The 16,253-nt window shown below is 52.7% G+C and carries 11 protein-coding genes, 1 tRNA gene and 3 rRNA genes; 5 read left to right on the plus strand and 10 right to left on the minus strand.

The annotated features are described in order from the left end of the window. Positions 1-59 precede the first annotated feature (59 nt). Positions 60-170: a YshB family small membrane protein gene (locus V1572_RS02585; RefSeq protein WP_032622955.1), complete on the plus strand. Its 111-nt coding sequence runs from the start codon at positions 60-62 to the stop codon at positions 168-170. Positions 171-270: 100 nt separating this feature from the next. Here the strand turns inward: V1572_RS02585 and hemN are convergent, their stop codons facing one another. Both hemN and yihI read right to left on the minus strand, forming a co-directional pair. Further along, a complete protein-coding gene (gene hemN, locus V1572_RS02590) occupies positions 271-1,644 on the minus strand; it encodes an oxygen-independent coproporphyrinogen III oxidase (protein ID WP_063622899.1) in 1,374 nt (457 codons plus the stop codon). Between the two features lie 188 nt (positions 1,645-1,832). After that, a complete protein-coding gene (gene yihI / locus V1572_RS02595; protein ID WP_063622898.1) occupies positions 1,833-2,348 on the minus strand; it encodes a Der GTPase-activating protein YihI in 516 nt (171 codons plus the stop codon). Between the two features lie 577 nt (positions 2,349-2,925). Here yihI and yihA point away from each other — a divergent pair. Then, positions 2,926-3,555, plus strand: coding sequence for a ribosome biogenesis GTP-binding protein YihA/YsxC (gene yihA / locus V1572_RS02600; RefSeq protein ID WP_048226811.1), 630 nt, complete (start codon positions 2,926-2,928; stop codon positions 3,553-3,555). A gap of 312 nt (positions 3,556-3,867) precedes the next feature. Here yihA and polA read toward each other — a convergent pair whose 3' ends face one another. Further along, positions 3,868-6,660 carry a DNA polymerase I gene (gene polA, locus V1572_RS02605; RefSeq protein WP_048028336.1) on the minus strand — a complete coding sequence of 931 codons (2,793 nt, stop codon included), beginning with the start codon at positions 6,658-6,660 and terminating at the stop codon, positions 3,868-3,870. Positions 6,661-7,100: 440 nt separating this feature from the next. On the opposite strand from polA, the gene V1572_RS02610 reads away from it, so the two are divergent. Further along, a complete protein-coding gene (locus V1572_RS02610) occupies positions 7,101-7,991 on the plus strand; it encodes an acyltransferase (RefSeq protein WP_395299675.1) in 891 nt (296 codons plus the stop codon). A 41-nt stretch (positions 7,992-8,032) separates the two neighbouring features. Here the strand turns inward: V1572_RS02610 and dsbA are convergent, their stop codons facing one another. From dsbA to V1572_RS02625, 3 genes are all read right to left on the minus strand, one after another. Continuing rightward, a complete protein-coding gene (gene dsbA, locus V1572_RS02615; RefSeq protein WP_045909081.1) occupies positions 8,033-8,656 on the minus strand; it encodes a thiol:disulfide interchange protein DsbA in 624 nt (207 codons plus the stop codon). 27 nt (positions 8,657-8,683) lie between these two features. Further along, positions 8,684-9,670, minus strand: a complete 987-nt coding sequence (locus V1572_RS02620; protein ID WP_045909080.1) for a serine/threonine protein kinase — start codon at positions 9,668-9,670, stop codon at positions 8,684-8,686. Positions 9,671-9,745: 75 nt separating this feature from the next. Next, complete coding sequence (locus tag V1572_RS02625) at positions 9,746-10,015, minus strand: YihD family protein (RefSeq protein ID WP_395299676.1); 270 nt, start codon at positions 10,013-10,015, stop codon at positions 9,746-9,748. A gap of 68 nt (positions 10,016-10,083) precedes the next feature. Between V1572_RS02625 and mobA the strand changes: the two genes are divergently transcribed. After that, on the plus strand, positions 10,084-10,668 hold the full coding sequence (gene mobA / locus V1572_RS02630; protein ID WP_063622895.1) for a molybdenum cofactor guanylyltransferase MobA: 585 nt from the start codon (positions 10,084-10,086) through the stop codon (positions 10,666-10,668). Next, positions 10,665-11,168 (plus strand): molybdopterin-guanine dinucleotide biosynthesis protein MobB, encoded by a 504-nt coding sequence (mobB, locus tag V1572_RS02635; protein ID WP_196347435.1) that lies wholly within the window; start codon positions 10,665-10,667, stop codon positions 11,166-11,168. The genes mobA and mobB overlap by 4 nt, the downstream gene beginning before the upstream one ends. A gap of 98 nt (positions 11,169-11,266) precedes the next feature. On the opposite strand, the gene rrf is transcribed toward mobB, so the two are convergent. The 4 genes from rrf to V1572_RS02655 form a co-directional block, all read right to left on the minus strand. Continuing rightward, a 5S ribosomal RNA gene (gene rrf / locus V1572_RS02640) occupies positions 11,267-11,382 on the minus strand. A 72-nt stretch (positions 11,383-11,454) separates the two neighbouring features. Further along, positions 11,455-14,358 (minus strand): 23S ribosomal RNA (locus V1572_RS02645). A gap of 183 nt (positions 14,359-14,541) precedes the next feature. After that, positions 14,542-14,617, minus strand: a tRNA-Glu gene (locus tag V1572_RS02650). Between the two features lie 85 nt (positions 14,618-14,702). After that, positions 14,703-16,244, minus strand: a 16S ribosomal RNA gene (locus V1572_RS02655). The 16S, 23S and 5S rRNA genes sit together here with 1 tRNA gene alongside, the layout of an rRNA operon. Positions 16,245-16,253: the final 9 nt, after the last annotated feature.

Here is a 16,253-nt window from a genome sequence, read left to right on the forward strand (position 1 = left end):
GCGCTTTACTGTTCCGATGAGTTTTGTATGATCGTGCCCGGAAATTGGGGGTGAACATCATGCTGGAAACATTCGTGAATATGCTCTCTAGCGGAGCCGCTGAAAGCCACACGCCACAAACCGCCGTTGCGGCGGTGCTGTGCGCGGCGCTGGTTGGGCTGTTTAGCTAGCGAGTTGGCGATGAAAAGCCGGGTGGCGCTTCGCTTACCTTGCCTACATTTCGCACTTTTGTAGGCCGGGTAAGGCGAAGCCGCCACCCGGCATTGCAGTTTAAATCACCCGCGAGAACTGCTGCATACGCGCTTTCTGACGCAGATACGCGTCGAAGCACATGCAGATATTGCGGATCAACAGACGCCCTTTTGGCGTGACCTCAATCGCGCTCTCCGACACATCCACCAGCCCGTCCTTCGCCAGCGGCACCAGCAGCTTCAGGTCTTCCGCGAAATAATCGCTGAAGTTCAGCGTCCACTGCGCTTCCACGTCGCTAAAATCGAGACGGAAGTTGCAGATAAGCGCCTTAATCACATCGCGACGGATACAGTCATCGCGCGTTAATGCGATGCCGCGCCACAGCGCGTTGCCCGTCTCATCAACCTGCTGGTAATACAGCTTCAGTTCTTTCTGGTTTTGCGCGTAGCAGTCGCCGATCATGCTGATGGCGGAGACGCCCATTCCCAGCAAATCGGTATCGCCCTGGGTCGTGTAGCCCTGGAAGTTGCGGTGCAGGACCCCTTCGCGCTGAGCGACCGCCAGTTCGTCGTCCGGACGGGCAAAGTGATCCATGCCGATAAACTGATAGCCGGTGTCGGTCAGCGAGGTGATGGTTTCCTGCAGGATATCCAGCTTCTGCTGGGCAGAAGGCAGATCGGCATCTTTGATTTTACGCTGGGCGGCAAACAGCGTCGGCAGATGCGCGTAGTTAAAGACGCTCAGACGGTCCGGGTTGAGTTCGGCCACGCGCTTCAGCGTGAAGGCGAAGCTTTCCGGCGTTTGCTTTGGCAGGCCGTAAATCAGGTCAATATTGGTCGAGGTGAAGCCAATTTCACGCGCATGGTTGAGTAAGGCAAAGATAAAGTCTTCGTCCTGCTCGCGGTTCACCAGACGCTGAACCTCTTTATTGAAGTCCTGTACGCCCATGCTCAGGCGGTTGAAGCCTTCGGCGCGTAAGTGATCGAGGACATCCAGCTCAATTTCACGCGGATCGACTTCGATCGAGATTTCTGCGTCGTCGTTAAAACTGAAATTACCGCGCAGAAGCGTCATCAGGCGGCTGATTTGCGCTTTATTCAGATAGGTTGGCGTACCACCGCCCCAGTGCAACTGGCTGACGTGACGGCCTTTGAACAGCGGCGCGCGATGCACAATTTCCTGTTCAAGCGCGTCAAGGTACTGGTCGGCTTTATGCTGCTGGCGGGTCACGATTTTATTGCAGCCGCAGAAGTAGCAAAGCTTGTGGCAGAACGGAATATGGACGTAGAGCGACAGCGGACGCTCAGGATAGCGCGCAACAGCCTGCTGAAAATCCCCCTCGCCGAAGGCATCGGAGAACTCCAGCGCGGTGGGGTATGACGTATAACGCGGCCCGGAATAGTTATATTTCTGGATTAGGGCCAAATCCCAGTCGATAGTTGGTGCTGACATGCTCACTCCTTCCGTTGGTGTCGCGTTCGTATACGGCGGCCCGTTCTGACCCCATTGCGGGCCATCATTCGGGTGCGCAGCCACTTCTGTCGCCGCGACAACCGCCGTAGTTTAACGAATAACCACACCAGATAACATATAACCGGAAGGGTTATAAGCAGGACTATCGTGCCTGCCGGGTGCAAATGTTAGTTTCCACCCTTCAGAAGACGCATCATATCTTCCTGCTTCTCGTCTTCTTCTTCATCTTCGTCATCGTCGTATGACAGGCCCAGCTTCTGCATCAGCTCGTCGATGCGATCCAGTTTGGCATCCACCCATGACTGCTCTTCAGCGGTCAGGGTTTCACCCTCTTCAAGACGTTCCAGCAGCGCGTCCAGGCGCTCATCGTTCTCCAGCAAATCCAGCTCAGCCTGCGGTGAAAGCATAGGTTTCTCGCTCTTTGGTTTGTGCTGCTTAGTGACCGGGGTGTCTGTCACGCCCAGTGGAATGGGAGTTTTACTGCCGATACGAGGATCTTTCTGCTGTTTGCTTTTTGCAGAAGCGCCCGCTGCACCACCACCGTTGGCACGGCTACCCGCAGCATGACCGCGATGTTTTTTGTCGCGTTTGCGGTCGCGCGCTTCCTGGTTCAGTTCTTCGCGCGTTTTGCGGCGTGCTTTTGCAGGGCGTTTCGCGCCCGCAGCGGAGGTTGGTTTTTTCATGATGTTTTATCTTTAAGTCGTTTTCTTCAGTATAGAATTGCGGCGAAATCTAGCAGAAAGCAAGCAAAGAAAAAAGGCGACAGAGCAATCTGTCGCCTTTTTTCCTGACTCACAACCCTTAGCGGGTCAGACATTCCATGTTTGCCAACAACAAACCCTGTTTATCCCTTGGCTAATACCGTCCGTGATACGGTTCCATTTCCTGTTAAAACGCCTCCAGGCGCTGGTCGTCCTGACAATCCTGCGTCTTCGCCTCCTGGCGCTCCTGACCCTAATCCTTAAGTCGATTTCCTGTTGGCTTCCTCGCCCTGACGCACACTTTACCTTGTTCCGTTAAACTAACAAGCAACGAAACGGTATAAAAAGAGATTTTCAGACAATTACCCGAAAATAAGCTTATGATTTAAAACAGTTTGCGTTTTTTAACGCCTGCGAATTCTCTGAAATCTCCCATAGCATCACTGGCCGATCTCTCACACCGGTGGGGGCATTCGCCTACAGGGCATAGCAATCAGAAAAGCCTTTTGCCTGCATTCAGGTATAATCCCCCTCAGATTACGATTTTGGAGACGACCACGTGACTACCTGGAACTACCAACAGACGCATTTTGTCACCAGTGCGCCCGATATTCGCCACCTCCCCTCTGATACCGGTATTGAAGTGGCCTTTGCTGGCCGCTCTAATGCGGGGAAATCCAGCGCCCTGAATACGCTGACCAATCAGAAGAACCTGGCGCGTACCTCAAAAACACCTGGCCGTACCCAGCTGATCAACCTGTTTGAAGTCGCAGAGGGCAAACGCTTAGTCGACTTACCGGGGTACGGTTACGCACAGGTACCCGAAGAGATGAAAATCAAGTGGCAGCGTGCGCTGGGTGAATACCTGGAAAAACGCCTGTGCTTGAAAGGTCTGGTGGTGCTGATGGATATTCGCCATCCCCTGAAAGATCTGGATCAGCAGATGATCGACTGGGCGGTAGCAAGCGATATCGCCGTGCTGGTGCTGCTGACGAAAGCCGATAAGCTGGCAAGCGGCGCGCGTAAAGCGCAGGTGAATATGGTTCGCGAAGCGGTGCTGGCGTTCAACGGCGATGTGCAGGTTGAACCGTTCTCCTCGCTGAAAAAGCAGGGCGTGGACAAGCTGCGTCAAAAGCTCGACACCTGGTTTAACGAGCTGGAACCCGCGACGGAAGCGGAAGAAGAGTAATACCGGGCGCGGCGATGGCCGCGCTTTTTTTTGCCCGAAAGTTTCTTTGCCGCAATAAAAAACGCCCCAGTCATTACTGACTGGGGCGGCTAAAATATTCAGCCAAATCCGATTACGTGAAGTAAAAGGTCTGAAAGATAGAACATCTTACCTCTGTACCCTACGCCGATAACTCTACCCCTTTTTGTGCTGCAGAAAAAGCACTTTTTGTAGTTTTTTTTCATTCTTTACATAGGGAATTCTAATGATCGTCACAAAACGCGCGTTCTTATGTTGCAAACTTACATAAACAGCGCGTTATGCGAAGAACCGTTAGTGAGCCTGATCCCAGTTTTCACCACTTCCCACTTCCACCAGCAACGGCACGTCCAGCGTCATGCTGCTTTCCATCAGTTCGTGGATCTTCTTCGACACGGCGTCGAGGTCGTCCTTGTGCACTTCAAATACCAGTTCATCGTGTACCTGCATGATCATTTTCACGCGCGGTTTCTCTTTCTCGAGCCAGGCATCAACGGCGATCATTGCACGCTTAATAATGTCCGCCGCAGTACCCTGCATCGGGGCGTTGATCGCTGCACGCTCTGCACCCGCGCGGCGCGCGGCGTTGCTGGATTTGATGTCCGGTAAATAGAGACGGCGGCCGTCCAGGGTTTCAACGTAGCCTTTCTCTTTCGCCTGCGCGCGGGTACGTTCCATATATTCCAGCACGCCCGGATAACGCTCGAAGTAGAGATCCATATACTTCTGCGACTCTTTACGCGGAATGTTGAGCTGGCGCGAAAGCCCGAATGCACTCATGCCGTAAATCAGCCCGAAGTTGATCGCCTTAGCGCTGCGGCGCTGTTCGTTGGTTACGCTGTCCAGCGGCAGACCGAAGACTTCGGCTGCAGTCGCCCGGTGGATATCCTTCCCTTCGGCAAAAGCGCTCAGCAGGCCTTTGTCGCGGGACAGGTGCGCCATAATGCGCAGTTCGATTTGCGAGTAGTCCGCCGAGACAATCAGATAATCCTCTGGTGCAATGAAAGCCTGGCGAATACGGCGGCCCTCTTCGTTACGTACCGGGATGTTCTGCAGGTTGGGATCGGTTGACGAGAGACGACCGGTCGCCGCGACAGCCTGATGGTATGAGGTATGCACGCGGCCCGTTTTCGGGTTGATCATCAGCGGGAGCTTATCAGTGTAGGTAGACTTCAGCTTCGCGAGACCACGGTACTCCAGAATCACTTTTGGCAGCGGGTAATCCAGCGCCAGCTCTTCCAGCACCTCTTCAGAGGTTGAAGGCGCACCGCCAGGGGTTTTCTTCAGCGGCTTGATGCCCTGCTTTTCAAACAGAATGGTTTGCAGCTGCTTCGGCGAAGAGAGGTTAAACGGCTCGCCTGCAAGCTCATGCGCTTTTTGCTCCAGCTCGGTCAGACGCTGCGCCAGTTCCCCGGAGTGGTTATGCAGCACCGTTGGATCGATTTTCACGCCGTTGCGTTCAATGCGGGACAGCACGGGCACCAGCGGCATCTCAATATGCTGGAACACGTTCAGCGGACCTTCGTGCTTCTGCAGCTTTGGCCACATCTTCAAGTGCAGCTGCAGCGTAACGTCAGCGTCTTCAGCCGCGTAGCGTCCTGCCTCTTCGAGAGCAATCTGGTTAAAGGTGAGCTGATTTTTCCCTTTACCGGCAATCTCTTCAAAGGTGATGGTTTTGTGCTTAAGCCAGCGGTCAGATAAGGAATCCATATCATGGCGGCCCGCGACGCTGTCCAGAATGTAGGATTCGAGCATGGTGTCGAAGGCGATCCCGCGCAGTTCAATGCCGTAGTTTTGCAGAATGCCACGGTCGTACTTGAGGTTTTGCCCAACCTTAAGCGCCTTTTCGTCTTCCAGGATCGGCTTCAGCAGCTCAAGCACGCGCTCACGGGAGATCTGTTCCGGCGCGTCCAGGTAATCGTGCGCCACGGGAACATAGGCCGCATGACCAGGCTCTGTCGCAAATGACAGGCCTACCATATTGGCAGAGATGTTATCGAGACTGTCCGTTTCGGTGTCAAAGGCGAAGACCGGCGCTTTTTTCAGTTTTTCGATCCAGGCAATGAGCTGCGACTCTTCAAGAAGGGTTTCGTAGTTGTCGAAGGTAAGCACCACGGCTTCTTCTTCCGCCTGCTCTTCTGCGTCAACGACAATCGTCTCCTTCGGCTTTGCAGCAGGTTTCGCCCCTTTTGCCTGCAGCCACTTGCCGGCTTCCACGTCAGTGGTCCAGCGCTTGAATTCGTATTTCTTAAACAGGCTTAGAAGCTCGTCCGCAGAAGGCTGCTGCACTTCCAGCTGCTCACAGCCCAGCTCCAGTTCGACATCGGTTTTGATGGTTGCCAGCTTATAGGAGAGATAAGCCACCTCTTTGTTCTCTTCCAGCTTCCCGGCCATGGTTTTTGCACCACGGAAGGAAAGCCCGGCGATTTTGTCTGATTCGGCGTAGAGCGTATCCAGCCCGCCCAGCCCCTGAAGCAGCGCCTGCGCGGTTTTCTCACCGACGCCAGGAACACCAGGGATGTTATCCGAGGAGTCGCCCATCAACGCGAGGAAGTCGATAATCAGCTCAGGCGGCACGCCATACTTAGTGACGACCTCTTCAGGCCCCAGAATGGTGTTGGTCATGGTGTTAATCAGGGTAATACCTGGCGTCACCAGCTGTGCCATATCTTTATCACCGGTGCTGATCAGCACGGGACGACCCATCTTTTCGGCTTCACGCGCCAGCGTACCGATGACGTCATCGGCTTCTACGCCAGAAACGGCCAGCAGCGGTAGCCCCATGGCTTTTACCATGGCATGCAGCGGCTCTATCTGCGCACGCAGATCGTCAGGCATTGGCGGACGGTGGGATTTGTAATGTTCAAACAGCTCGTCGCGGAACGTTTTGCCTTTTGCATCAAAAACGACGGCCGCATGGGTTGGCTGATACTGCAGAATCAGGCTGCGCAGCATATTCAGCACGCCGTACATTGCGCCGGTAGGTTCCCCTGCGCTATTGGTCAGAGGAGGAAACGCATGGTACGCCCGATACAGGTAAGAAGAGCCATCGACGAGAATAAGAGGGTTTTCTGGGATCTGAACCATAATGTCCGTGCCTTTAATCAATTTATGAGTAAAGGATGCCACAGAAGGATGAAAACATCAGTTATTAGCGCCAGATACAGGAAAAGATTTTGCGATCGTGAGGATCGCTCGCAAAAATAAAACTGTGGATAAGTTTGTGAATATTTTCACTTCATATGAATAACAGACGCGAAAAACACATATGAGGTAATATTTAGATCTTAATTATCATGCTGTTATGTTGTTAGATCTTATCTATATGGTCAACTGATGGCAATTTAGTCTATGTGGATATAAGCCTTGCTTCGCGCAGAACCCCAGAGAAATCTGCTGCGACAGGGTAAAAGCCGCCAAATCATCATGTGAAAGCGCCATTCATTCGTCTGTTTTCTGGTAAAATCAGCGCCCAGCGTCGACTAGCCGGTCGCTCACTTACAGCTAACTATTTGAAAAAGCTCATCATGTCGAGATTGCTCGCTGCAATAACATTACTGCTAAGCATCATTTTAACTATCCTGGTGACGATCGCCTGTTCCGTGCCGATCATTCTCGCCGGGATCATTAAACTGCTGCTGCCCGTACCCGTGGTGTGGCGAGCCGTGTCCGCATTTTGTAACTTCATGATGTATTGCTGGTGCGAAGGGCTGGCGATCCTGTTGTGCCTTAACCCGCATCTGAAGTGGGATGTCAAAGGGCTGGAGAGTCTCAACAAAAAGAACTGGTACCTTCTGATCTGCAATCACCACAGCTGGGCGGACATCGTGGTGTTATGCGTGCTTTTTCGCAAACACATCCCGATGAACAAATACTTCCTGAAACAGCAGCTCGCCTGGGTGCCTTTTATCGGACTGGCCTGCTGGGCGCTCGATATGCCGTTTATGAAACGCTATTCGCGCAGCTATTTGATTCGTCATCCGGAACGTCGCGGTAAGGATGTGGAGACCACGCGCCGTTCCTGTGAAAAGTTTCGTGCACATCCTACGACCATCGTGAACTTTGTTGAAGGTTCCCGGTTTACGGAAGAGAAGCGCCAGCAAACTCGCTCTCCTTATCAGCATCTGTTGCCGCCAAAAGCGGCAGGGATTGCGATGGCGCTTAACGTGCTGGGAGCACAGTTCGATAAACTTCTTAACGTCACGCTCTGCTATCCGGAAAACGACAGGACGCCGTTCTTCGATATGCTCAGCGGCAAACTGACGCGCATTGTCGTGCACGTCGACCTGGTTCCGATTGACGCTGAACTGCACGGTGATTACGTAAACGATAAGAACTTCAAACGTCGTTTCCAGCAGTGGCTTAATACGCTCTGGAAAGAGAAAGACGAACAGATAGACAAGATAAAATCTTCATAGAAAAACGCCGGTCAGTGACCGGCGTTTTTACATCAACGAAATTACTTCTTCTCAACCAGGTATTTCACGGTATCTGCATACTGCTGTACGAAAATATCCATGCTGCTGGTGTCCATGCCCTGCATGTTCAGCTGATATTTGCCGTTAACAAACATCGCCGGAACGCCCTGAAGCTGGAGATCAGCAGCCGCTTTTTCCTGCTGGGCAACCAGTGATTTCACCACGAAGCTGTTCCATGCGGCATCGTACTCTTCACCTTTCACGCCCGCATCAACGAACACTTTACGGATATCCGCAGTGGTCTGAACGGTCTGGGTTTTCTGTACGGCTTCAAACATTGGCGAAGTGATCTTATCTTCCACGCCCAGTGCCATCGCCACCGCCCATGCCTGAGTCAGGTCTTTACCCAATGGGCCCAGGAACTCAACGTGGTACTTGGTCATTTTGGTGCCTTCCGGCAGCTTTTTCTTCACGTTGTCAGAAACATGCAGCACCTGCTCGAACTGATAGCAGTGTGGGCAATAGAACGAGAAGAACTCCAGAACCTGTGGCTCGCCAGCGACCGGCTTGTCCAGCGTGATGAACTGTTTGCCGTCGGTAAACTGCGCAGCAGAAGCGCTAAATGCCAGAATCATACCTGCCAGCGCCAGCCAAATTTTTTTCATGATTAACTCTCTCCTGGGTGTGTCCAATTAATACATCGGCGTTAATTGCAGAGGGGGCTCCTGAAGAACCTTAACCTGCTCAGTAAATGTAGATATCTGGCTACGCCAGTAATCCTCTCCGGTAAGCCACGGGAAATTGCGAGGAAATGCCGGATCGTCCCAACGCCTGATTAACCATGCGAGATAATAAACAAAACGCATCGCACGTAAAGGCTCAATCAGGGCAATTTCGTCTGAATTAAACGGGCTAAATTCTTCATAAGCTTCAATAATGGTTTCAAGCTGCATGCGTTGCTCGGCTTTGTCGCCATTGAGCAGCATCCACAGGTCCTGAACCGCTGGCCCCATACGCGCATCATCGAGATCGACAAACAGCGGTCCATCACGCCAGAGAATATTCCCGGCGTGACAATCGCCATGCAGGCGCAGGACGGAAATATCATCGCGCCAGCAGGTTTTCACTGCAGCAATAAGCTTATCGGTGGCGTTGAGGAAATCATCCTTTAGCGCAGCGGGGATCATTGCAGACGTTTCGAATAGTTCGCGCGGTTCAAGAAGGTATTCCTGAATCCCCATCGTCGGGCGGGCAATAAAGGCTTTTTTGCGCCCCGTCTGGTGTATACGCCCAAGATAGCGGGCAACCCACTCCATCTGATCGATATTATCCGCTTCAAACTGACGACCACCCAGGCTTGGGAATACTGCGTAGTAATATCCTTCGTGTGTGAGGAGCGTTTGGTTATTGAATTTCAGGGGCGCGGCAACGGGGACATCGTCATCCAGCAGATCGTGAGCAAACTGATGCTCTTCCTGAATTTGTTCAGCGGACCAGCGTTCAGGACGATAGAATTTTACGACGTAGCGCTGACGATCCTCGTCCTGAAATTGATAGACGCGGTTTTCGTAGCTGTTTAATGGTGTTAGCCCGGAATCCACCCGAATACCCTGTTCAAACAGGGCATCCATAATGGTGTCCGGGTGTAATGTCTGGAAAGTAAAAGCCTGGTCGTTCATCCGATCATCCGGAAATTATACGAATGATTCAGGATATCATCTTGTGGGGATTTCGGTGCCGCCGCTTACAAGCTTTTACTCTTTAATTACGCCTCGGGCGCGCAGCAATGCGGTCTTAAAATCTTCCTCATAATCTTTCTGAATACCAGGAATAACAGCATCTTTGGCGGAGTCGCGCATTTTAAGGTGGTAGATCAGGATGTCGTCAGAAAGGTCTGCCAGATCGCCGTCAGAACCTGACTCTTTCGCCAGTTTCTGTAAAAATTGCATCAGATTTAGCTCTGGCTCTTTTTGCCAGGCGGGCTGGAGGAGTTCAATAACTTCATTCAGACGTTTACATTTCATGGTGGTGCTCCTTTCATTTAGAGTGACACGTTAGCAGGGTCAATCCCACAATAAAAGAGGCGATATTCGTGAATGTTAGCCAGGAAATCATCGGGGTCGTTCTGGCAGGCGGCAGAGCAACGCGAATGGGCGGTAAAGATAAGGGGCTTCAGCTTCTTAATGGAAAACCCTTGTGGCAGCATGTCGCCGATACGCTCGCCGGCCAGGTGACGGCAATGGCCATCAGCGCGAACAGGCATATCGACATTTACCGGCGCAGCGGGTACGCCGTTTATCAGGATAGCCTTGAGAATTACCCGGGCCCGCTTGCCGGTATGCTTTCGGTCATGCAACAGTCGCACGGAGAGTGGTTTATCTTCTGCCCCTGCGATAACCCGTTTATTCCCTCCGATCTCGTCGAGCGTCTGTTCCTGCTTCGTGGTACAGCACCTGTGGTTTGGGTACATGACGGCGAGCGTGACCATCCTGCTATCGCGTTGATGCATCGATCGCTAGTGCCTGCTCTGCAGAGCTATCTGGCTGCGGGAGAGCGCAGGGTGATGGTCTTCATGCGTGAGTCTGGCGGCCATTCCGTTGATTTTAGCGATGTGAAATCAGCGTTTGTGAACGTGAATACGCATGAAGATTTGCAGATGATGCAGGAGAAAAAATGATACCTCTTTTAGCCATTTCCGCATGGAGTGGGACCGGGAAAACCACGCTGCTGAAAAAGCTGATACCCGCGCTGTGTGCCAGAGGCCTTCGTCCGGGATTGATTAAGCATAGTCATCACAACATGGATATCGATACGCCAGGAAAAGACAGCTATGAGCTGCGTAAGGCCGGAGCAGCACAAACGATGGTAGCAAGTCCTCTGCGCTGGGCGTTAATGACAGAAACGTCGGATGAGGCCCCGCTGGATCTCGCTTATCTGGTCAGTCGGATGGATCATTCCACCCTGGATCTGGTGCTGATTGAGGGATTTAAGCATGAGGCAGTGCCTAAGATCCTGCTGTTCAGAAGCGATGCCGGGCATGATTTCAGCGAGTTAACGCTGGATGAGCATGTCATTGCGGTGGCCAGTGATGTGGTATTGCCACTTGAGGTTCCGGTGCTGGACTTAAATGATGTGGATGGGATTGCGGGCTTTATTGTGACGTGGAGTGCGGTCTGACGTGCCGGGTGGCGGCTTTGCCTTACCCGGCCTGCCGTTTTTTTGGCGTATAAACGCAAAAAGGCCATCCTTTCGGATGGCCTCTTCACTTGTTTGATGCCTGGCAGTTCCCTACTCTCACATGGGGAGACCCCACACTACCATCGGCGCTACGGCGTTTCACTTCTGAGTTCGGCATGGGGTCAGGTGGGACCACCGCGCTAAAGCCGCCAGGCAAATTCTGTTAATCTGTATCAAGGCTGAATTTTGATTGTTCGTCTCTTCGCCAAAACATCTTCGGCGTTGTAAGGTTAAGCCTCACGGTTCATTAGTATCGGTTAGCTCAACGCATCGCTGCGCTTACACACCCGACCTATCAACGTCGTCGTCTTCAACGTTCCTTCAGGAGACTTAAAGTCTCAGGGAGAACTCATCTCGGGGCAAGTTTCGTGCTTAGATGCTTTCAGCACTTATCTTTTCCGCATTTAGCTACCGGGCAGTGCCATTGGCATGACAACCCGAACACCAGTGATGCGTCCACTCCGGTCCTCTCGTACTAGGAGCAGCCCCCCTCAATTCTCCAGCGCCCACGGCAGATAGGGACCGAACTGTCTCACGACGTTCTAAACCCAGCTCGCGTACCACTTTAAATGGCGAACAGCCATACCCTTGGGACCTACTTCAGCCCCAGGATGTGATGAGCCGACATCGAGGTGCCAAACACCGCCGTCGATATGAACTCTTGGGCGGTATCAGCCTGTTATCCCCGGAGTACCTTTTATCCGTTGAGCGATGGCCCTTCCATTCAGAACCACCGGATCACTATGACCTGCTTTCGCACCTGCTCGAGCCGTCACTCTCGCAGTCAAGCTAGCTTATGCCATTGCACTAACCTCCTGATGTCCGACCAGGATTAGCTAACCTTCGTGCTCCTCCGTTACTCTTTGGGAGGAGACCGCCCCAGTCAAACTACCCACCAGACACTGTCCGCAACCCGGATTACGGGTCTACGTTAGAACACCAGCCATTAAAGGGTGGTATTTCAAGGACGGCTCCATGCAGACTGGCGTCCACACTTCAAAGCCTCCCACCTATCCTACACATCAAGGACCAGTGTTCAGTGTCAAGCTATAGTAAAGGTTCACGGGGTCTTTCCGTCTTGCCGCGGGTACACTGCATCTTCACAGCGAGTTCAATTTCACTGAGTCTCGGGTGGAGACAGCCTGGCCATCATTACGCCATTCGTGCAGGTCGGAACTTACCCGACAAGGAATTTCGCTACCTTAGGACCGTTATAGTTACGGCCGCCGTTTACCGGGGCTTCGATCAAGAGCTTCGCGTTGCCGCTAACCCCATCAATTAACCTTCCGGCACCGGGCAGGCGTCACACCGTATACGTCCACTTTCGTGTTTGCACAGTGCTGTGTTTTTAATAAACAGTTGCAGCCAGCTGGTATCTTCGACTGATTTCAGCTCCACCCGCAGGGGCTTCACCTACATATCAGCGTGCCTTCTCCCGAAGTTACGGCACCATTTTGCCTAGTTCCTTCACCCGAGTTCTCTCAAGCGCCTTGGTATTCTCTACCTGACCACCTGTGTCGGTTTGGGGTACGATTTCGTGTTACCTGATGCTTAGAGGCTTTTCCTGGAAGCAGGGCATTTGTTACTTCAGCACCGTAGTGCCTCGTCATCACACCTCAGCGTTAAAAGGTACCGGATTTACCTGGAACCTCCGCCTACATGCTTAAACCGGGACAACCGTCGCCCGGCTAACATAGCCTTCTCCGTCCCCCCTTCGCAGTAACACCAAGTACAGGAATATTAACCTGTTTCCCATCGACTACGCCTTTCGGCCTCGCCTTAGGGGTCGACTCACCCTGCCCCGATTAACGTTGGACAGGAACCCTTGGTCTTCCGGCGAGCGGGCTTTTCACCCGCTTTATCGTTACTTATGTCAGCATTCGCACTTCTGATACCTCCAGCATGCCTCACAGCACACCTTCAACGGCTTACAGAACGCTCCCCTACCCAACAACACATAGTGTCGCTGCCGCAGCTTCGGTGCATGGTTTAGCCCCGTTACATCTTCCGCGCAGGCCGACTCGACCAGTGAGCTATTACGCTTTCTTTAAATGATGGCTGCTTCTAAGCCAACATCCTGGCTGTCTGTGCCTTCCCACATCGTTTCCCACTTAACCATGACTTTGGGACCTTAGCTGGCGGTCTGGGTTGTTTCCCTCTTCACGACGGACGTTAGCACCCGCCGTGTGTCTCCCGTGATAACATTCTTCGGTATTCGTAGTTTGCATCGGGTTGGTAAGCCGGGATGGCCCCCTAGCCGAAACAGTGCTCTACCCCCGAAGATGAGTTCACGAGGCGCTACCTAAATAGCTTTCGGGGAGAACCAGCTATCTCCCGGTTTGATTGGCCTTTCACCCCCAGCCACAAGTCATCCGCTAATTTTTCAACATTAGTCGGTTCGGTCCTCCAGTTAGTGTTACCCAACCTTCAACCTGCCCATGGCTAGATCACCGGGTTTCGGGTCTATACCCTGCAACTTAACGCCCAGTTAAGACTCGGTTTCCCTTCGGCTCCCCTATACGGTTAACCTTGCTACAGAATATAAGTCGCTGACCCATTATACAAAAGGTACGCAGTCACACCACGAAGGTGCTCCCACTGCTTGTACGTACACGGTTTCAGGTTCTTTTTCACTCCCCTCGCCGGGGTTCTTTTCGCCTTTCCCTCACGGTACTGGTTCACTATCGGTCAGTCAGGAGTATTTAGCCTTGGAGGATGGTCCCCCCATATTCAGACAGGATACCACGTGTCCCGCCCTACTCTTCGAGTTCACAACCTGTGTGTTTTCGTGTACGGGACTGTCACCCTGTACCGTGCGACTTTCCAGACGCTTCCACTAACACACAAGCTGATTCAGACTCTGGGCTGCTCCCCGTTCGCTCGCCGCTACTGGGGGAATCTCGGTTGATTTCTTTTCCTCGGGGTACTTAGATGTTTCAGTTCCCCCGGTTCGCCTCGTTAACCTATGTATTCAGTTAACGATAGTGCAACGAATTGCACTGGGTTTCCCCATTCGGACATCGCCGGGTCAAAGGTTCATATCACCTCGCCGGCGCTTTTCGCAGATTAGCACGTCCTTCATCGCCTCTGACTGCCAGGGCATCCACCGTGTACGCTTAGTCGCTTAACCTCACAACCCGAAGATGTTTCACTTCTGATTGCGAAAATTTGAGAGACTCGAACACACCATTTAAGATGTGTCGTTTCAATTTTCAGCTTGATCCAGATTTTTAAAGAGCAAATATCTCAAACGTGACTCGCAAGTCAGTTTTGAGATATGACGGCAGGTGACTTTCACTCACGAACCAGCAAGTGGCGTCCCCTAGGGGATTCGAACCCCTGTTACCGCCGTGAAAGGGCGGTGTCCTGGGCCTCTAGACGAAGGGGACACTGAAGTCTCAATCGCAAGACGCCTTGCTATTTACTTTTCATCAGACAATCTGTGTGAGCACTGCAAAGGCAGGTTCTTTAAGGTAAGGAGGTGATCCAACCGCAGGTTCCCCTACGGTTACCTTGTTACGACTTCACCCCAGTCATGAATCACAAAGTGGTAAGCGCCCTCCCGAAGGTTAAGCTACCTACTTCTTTTGCAACCCACTCCCATGGTGTGACGGGCGGTGTGTACAAGGCCCGGGAACGTATTCACCGTAGCATTCTGATCTACGATTACTAGCGATTCCGACTTCATGGAGTCGAGTTGCAGACTCCAATCCGGACTACGACGCACTTTATGAGGTCCGCTTGCTCTCGCGAGGTCGCTTCTCTTTGTATGCGCCATTGTAGCACGTGTGTAGCCCTACTCGTAAGGGCCATGATGACTTGACGTCATCCCCACCTTCCTCCAGTTTATCACTGGCAGTCTCCTTTGAGTTCCCGGCCTAACCGCTGGCAACAAAGGATAAGGGTTGCGCTCGTTGCGGGACTTAACCCAACATTTCACAACACGAGCTGACGACAGCCATGCAGCACCTGTCTCAGAGTTCCCGAAGGCACCAATCCATCTCTGGAAAGTTCTCTGGATGTCAAGAGTAGGTAAGGTTCTTCGCGTTGCATCGAATTAAACCACATGCTCCACCGCTTGTGCGGGCCCCCGTCAATTCATTTGAGTTTTAACCTTGCGGCCGTACTCCCCAGGCGGTCGACTTAACGCGTTAGCTCCGGAAGCCACGCCTCAAGGGCACAACCTCCAAGTCGACATCGTTTACGGCGTGGACTACCAGGGTATCTAATCCTGTTTGCTCCCCACGCTTTCGCACCTGAGCGTCAGTCTTTGTCCAGGGGGCCGCCTTCGCCACCGGTATTCCTCCAGATCTCTACGCATTTCACCGCTACACCTGGAATTCTACCCCCCTCTACAAGACTCTAGCCTGCCAGTTTCGAATGCAGTTCCCAGGTTGAGCCCGGGGATTTCACATCCGACTTGACAGACCGCCTGCGTGCGCTTTACGCCCAGTAATTCCGATTAACGCTTGCACCCTCCGTATTACCGCGGCTGCTGGCACGGAGTTAGCCGGTGCTTCTTCTGCGGGTAACGTCAATTGCTGAGGTTATTAACCTCAACACCTTCCTCCCCGCTGAAAGTACTTTACAACCCGAAGGCCTTCTTCATACACGCGGCATGGCTGCATCAGGCTTGCGCCCATTGTGCAATATTCCCCACTGCTGCCTCCCGTAGGAGTCTGGACCGTGTCTCAGTTCCAGTGTGGCTGGTCATCCTCTCAGACCAGCTAGGGATCGTCGCCTAGGTGAGCCGTTACCCCACCTACTAGCTAATCCCATCTGGGCACATCTGATGGCAAGAGGCCCGAAGGTCCCCCTCTTTGGTCTTGCGACGTTATGCGGTATTAGCTACCGTTTCCAGTAGTTATCCCCCTCCATCAGGCAGTTTCCCAGACATTACTCACCCGTCCGCCGCTCGCCGGCAAAGTAGCAAGCTACTTTCCGCTGCCGCTCGACTTGCATGTGTTAGGCCTGCCGCCAGCGTTCAATCTGAGCCATGATCAAACTCTTCAATTTAAGTTTGAT

The sequence above is a fragment of the Enterobacter quasiroggenkampii genome, assembly GCF_043972695.1.
Taxonomy (GTDB): Bacteria; Pseudomonadota; Gammaproteobacteria; order Enterobacterales; family Enterobacteriaceae; genus Enterobacter; species Enterobacter quasiroggenkampii.

Bases quoted from the DNA above. Each gene is read 5' to 3' on its own strand.
- V1572_RS02585 (WP_032622955.1), top strand. From the start codon at position 60: ATGCTGGAAACATTCGTGAATATGCTCTCTAGCGGAGCCGCTGAAAGC.
- hemN (WP_063622899.1), bottom strand. From the start codon at position 1,644: ATGTCAGCACCAACTATCGACTGGGATTTGGCCCTAATCCAGAAATAT.
- yihI (WP_063622898.1), bottom strand. From the start codon at position 2,348: ATGAAAAAACCAACCTCCGCTGCGGGCGCGAAACGCCCTGCAAAAGCA.
- polA (WP_048028336.1), bottom strand. From the start codon at position 6,660: ATGGTTCAGATCCCAGAAAACCCTCTTATTCTCGTCGATGGCTCTTCT.
- V1572_RS02610 (WP_395299675.1), top strand. From the start codon at position 7,101: ATGTCGAGATTGCTCGCTGCAATAACATTACTGCTAAGCATCATTTTA.
- dsbA (WP_045909081.1), bottom strand. From the start codon at position 8,656: ATGAAAAAAATTTGGCTGGCGCTGGCAGGTATGATTCTGGCATTTAGC.
- V1572_RS02620 (WP_045909080.1), bottom strand. From the start codon at position 9,670: ATGAACGACCAGGCTTTTACTTTCCAGACATTACACCCGGACACCATT.
- V1572_RS02625 (WP_395299676.1), bottom strand. From the start codon at position 10,015: ATGAAATGTAAACGTCTGAATGAAGTTATTGAACTCCTCCAGCCCGCC.
- mobB (WP_196347435.1), top strand. From the start codon at position 10,665: ATGATACCTCTTTTAGCCATTTCCGCATGGAGTGGGACCGGGAAAACC.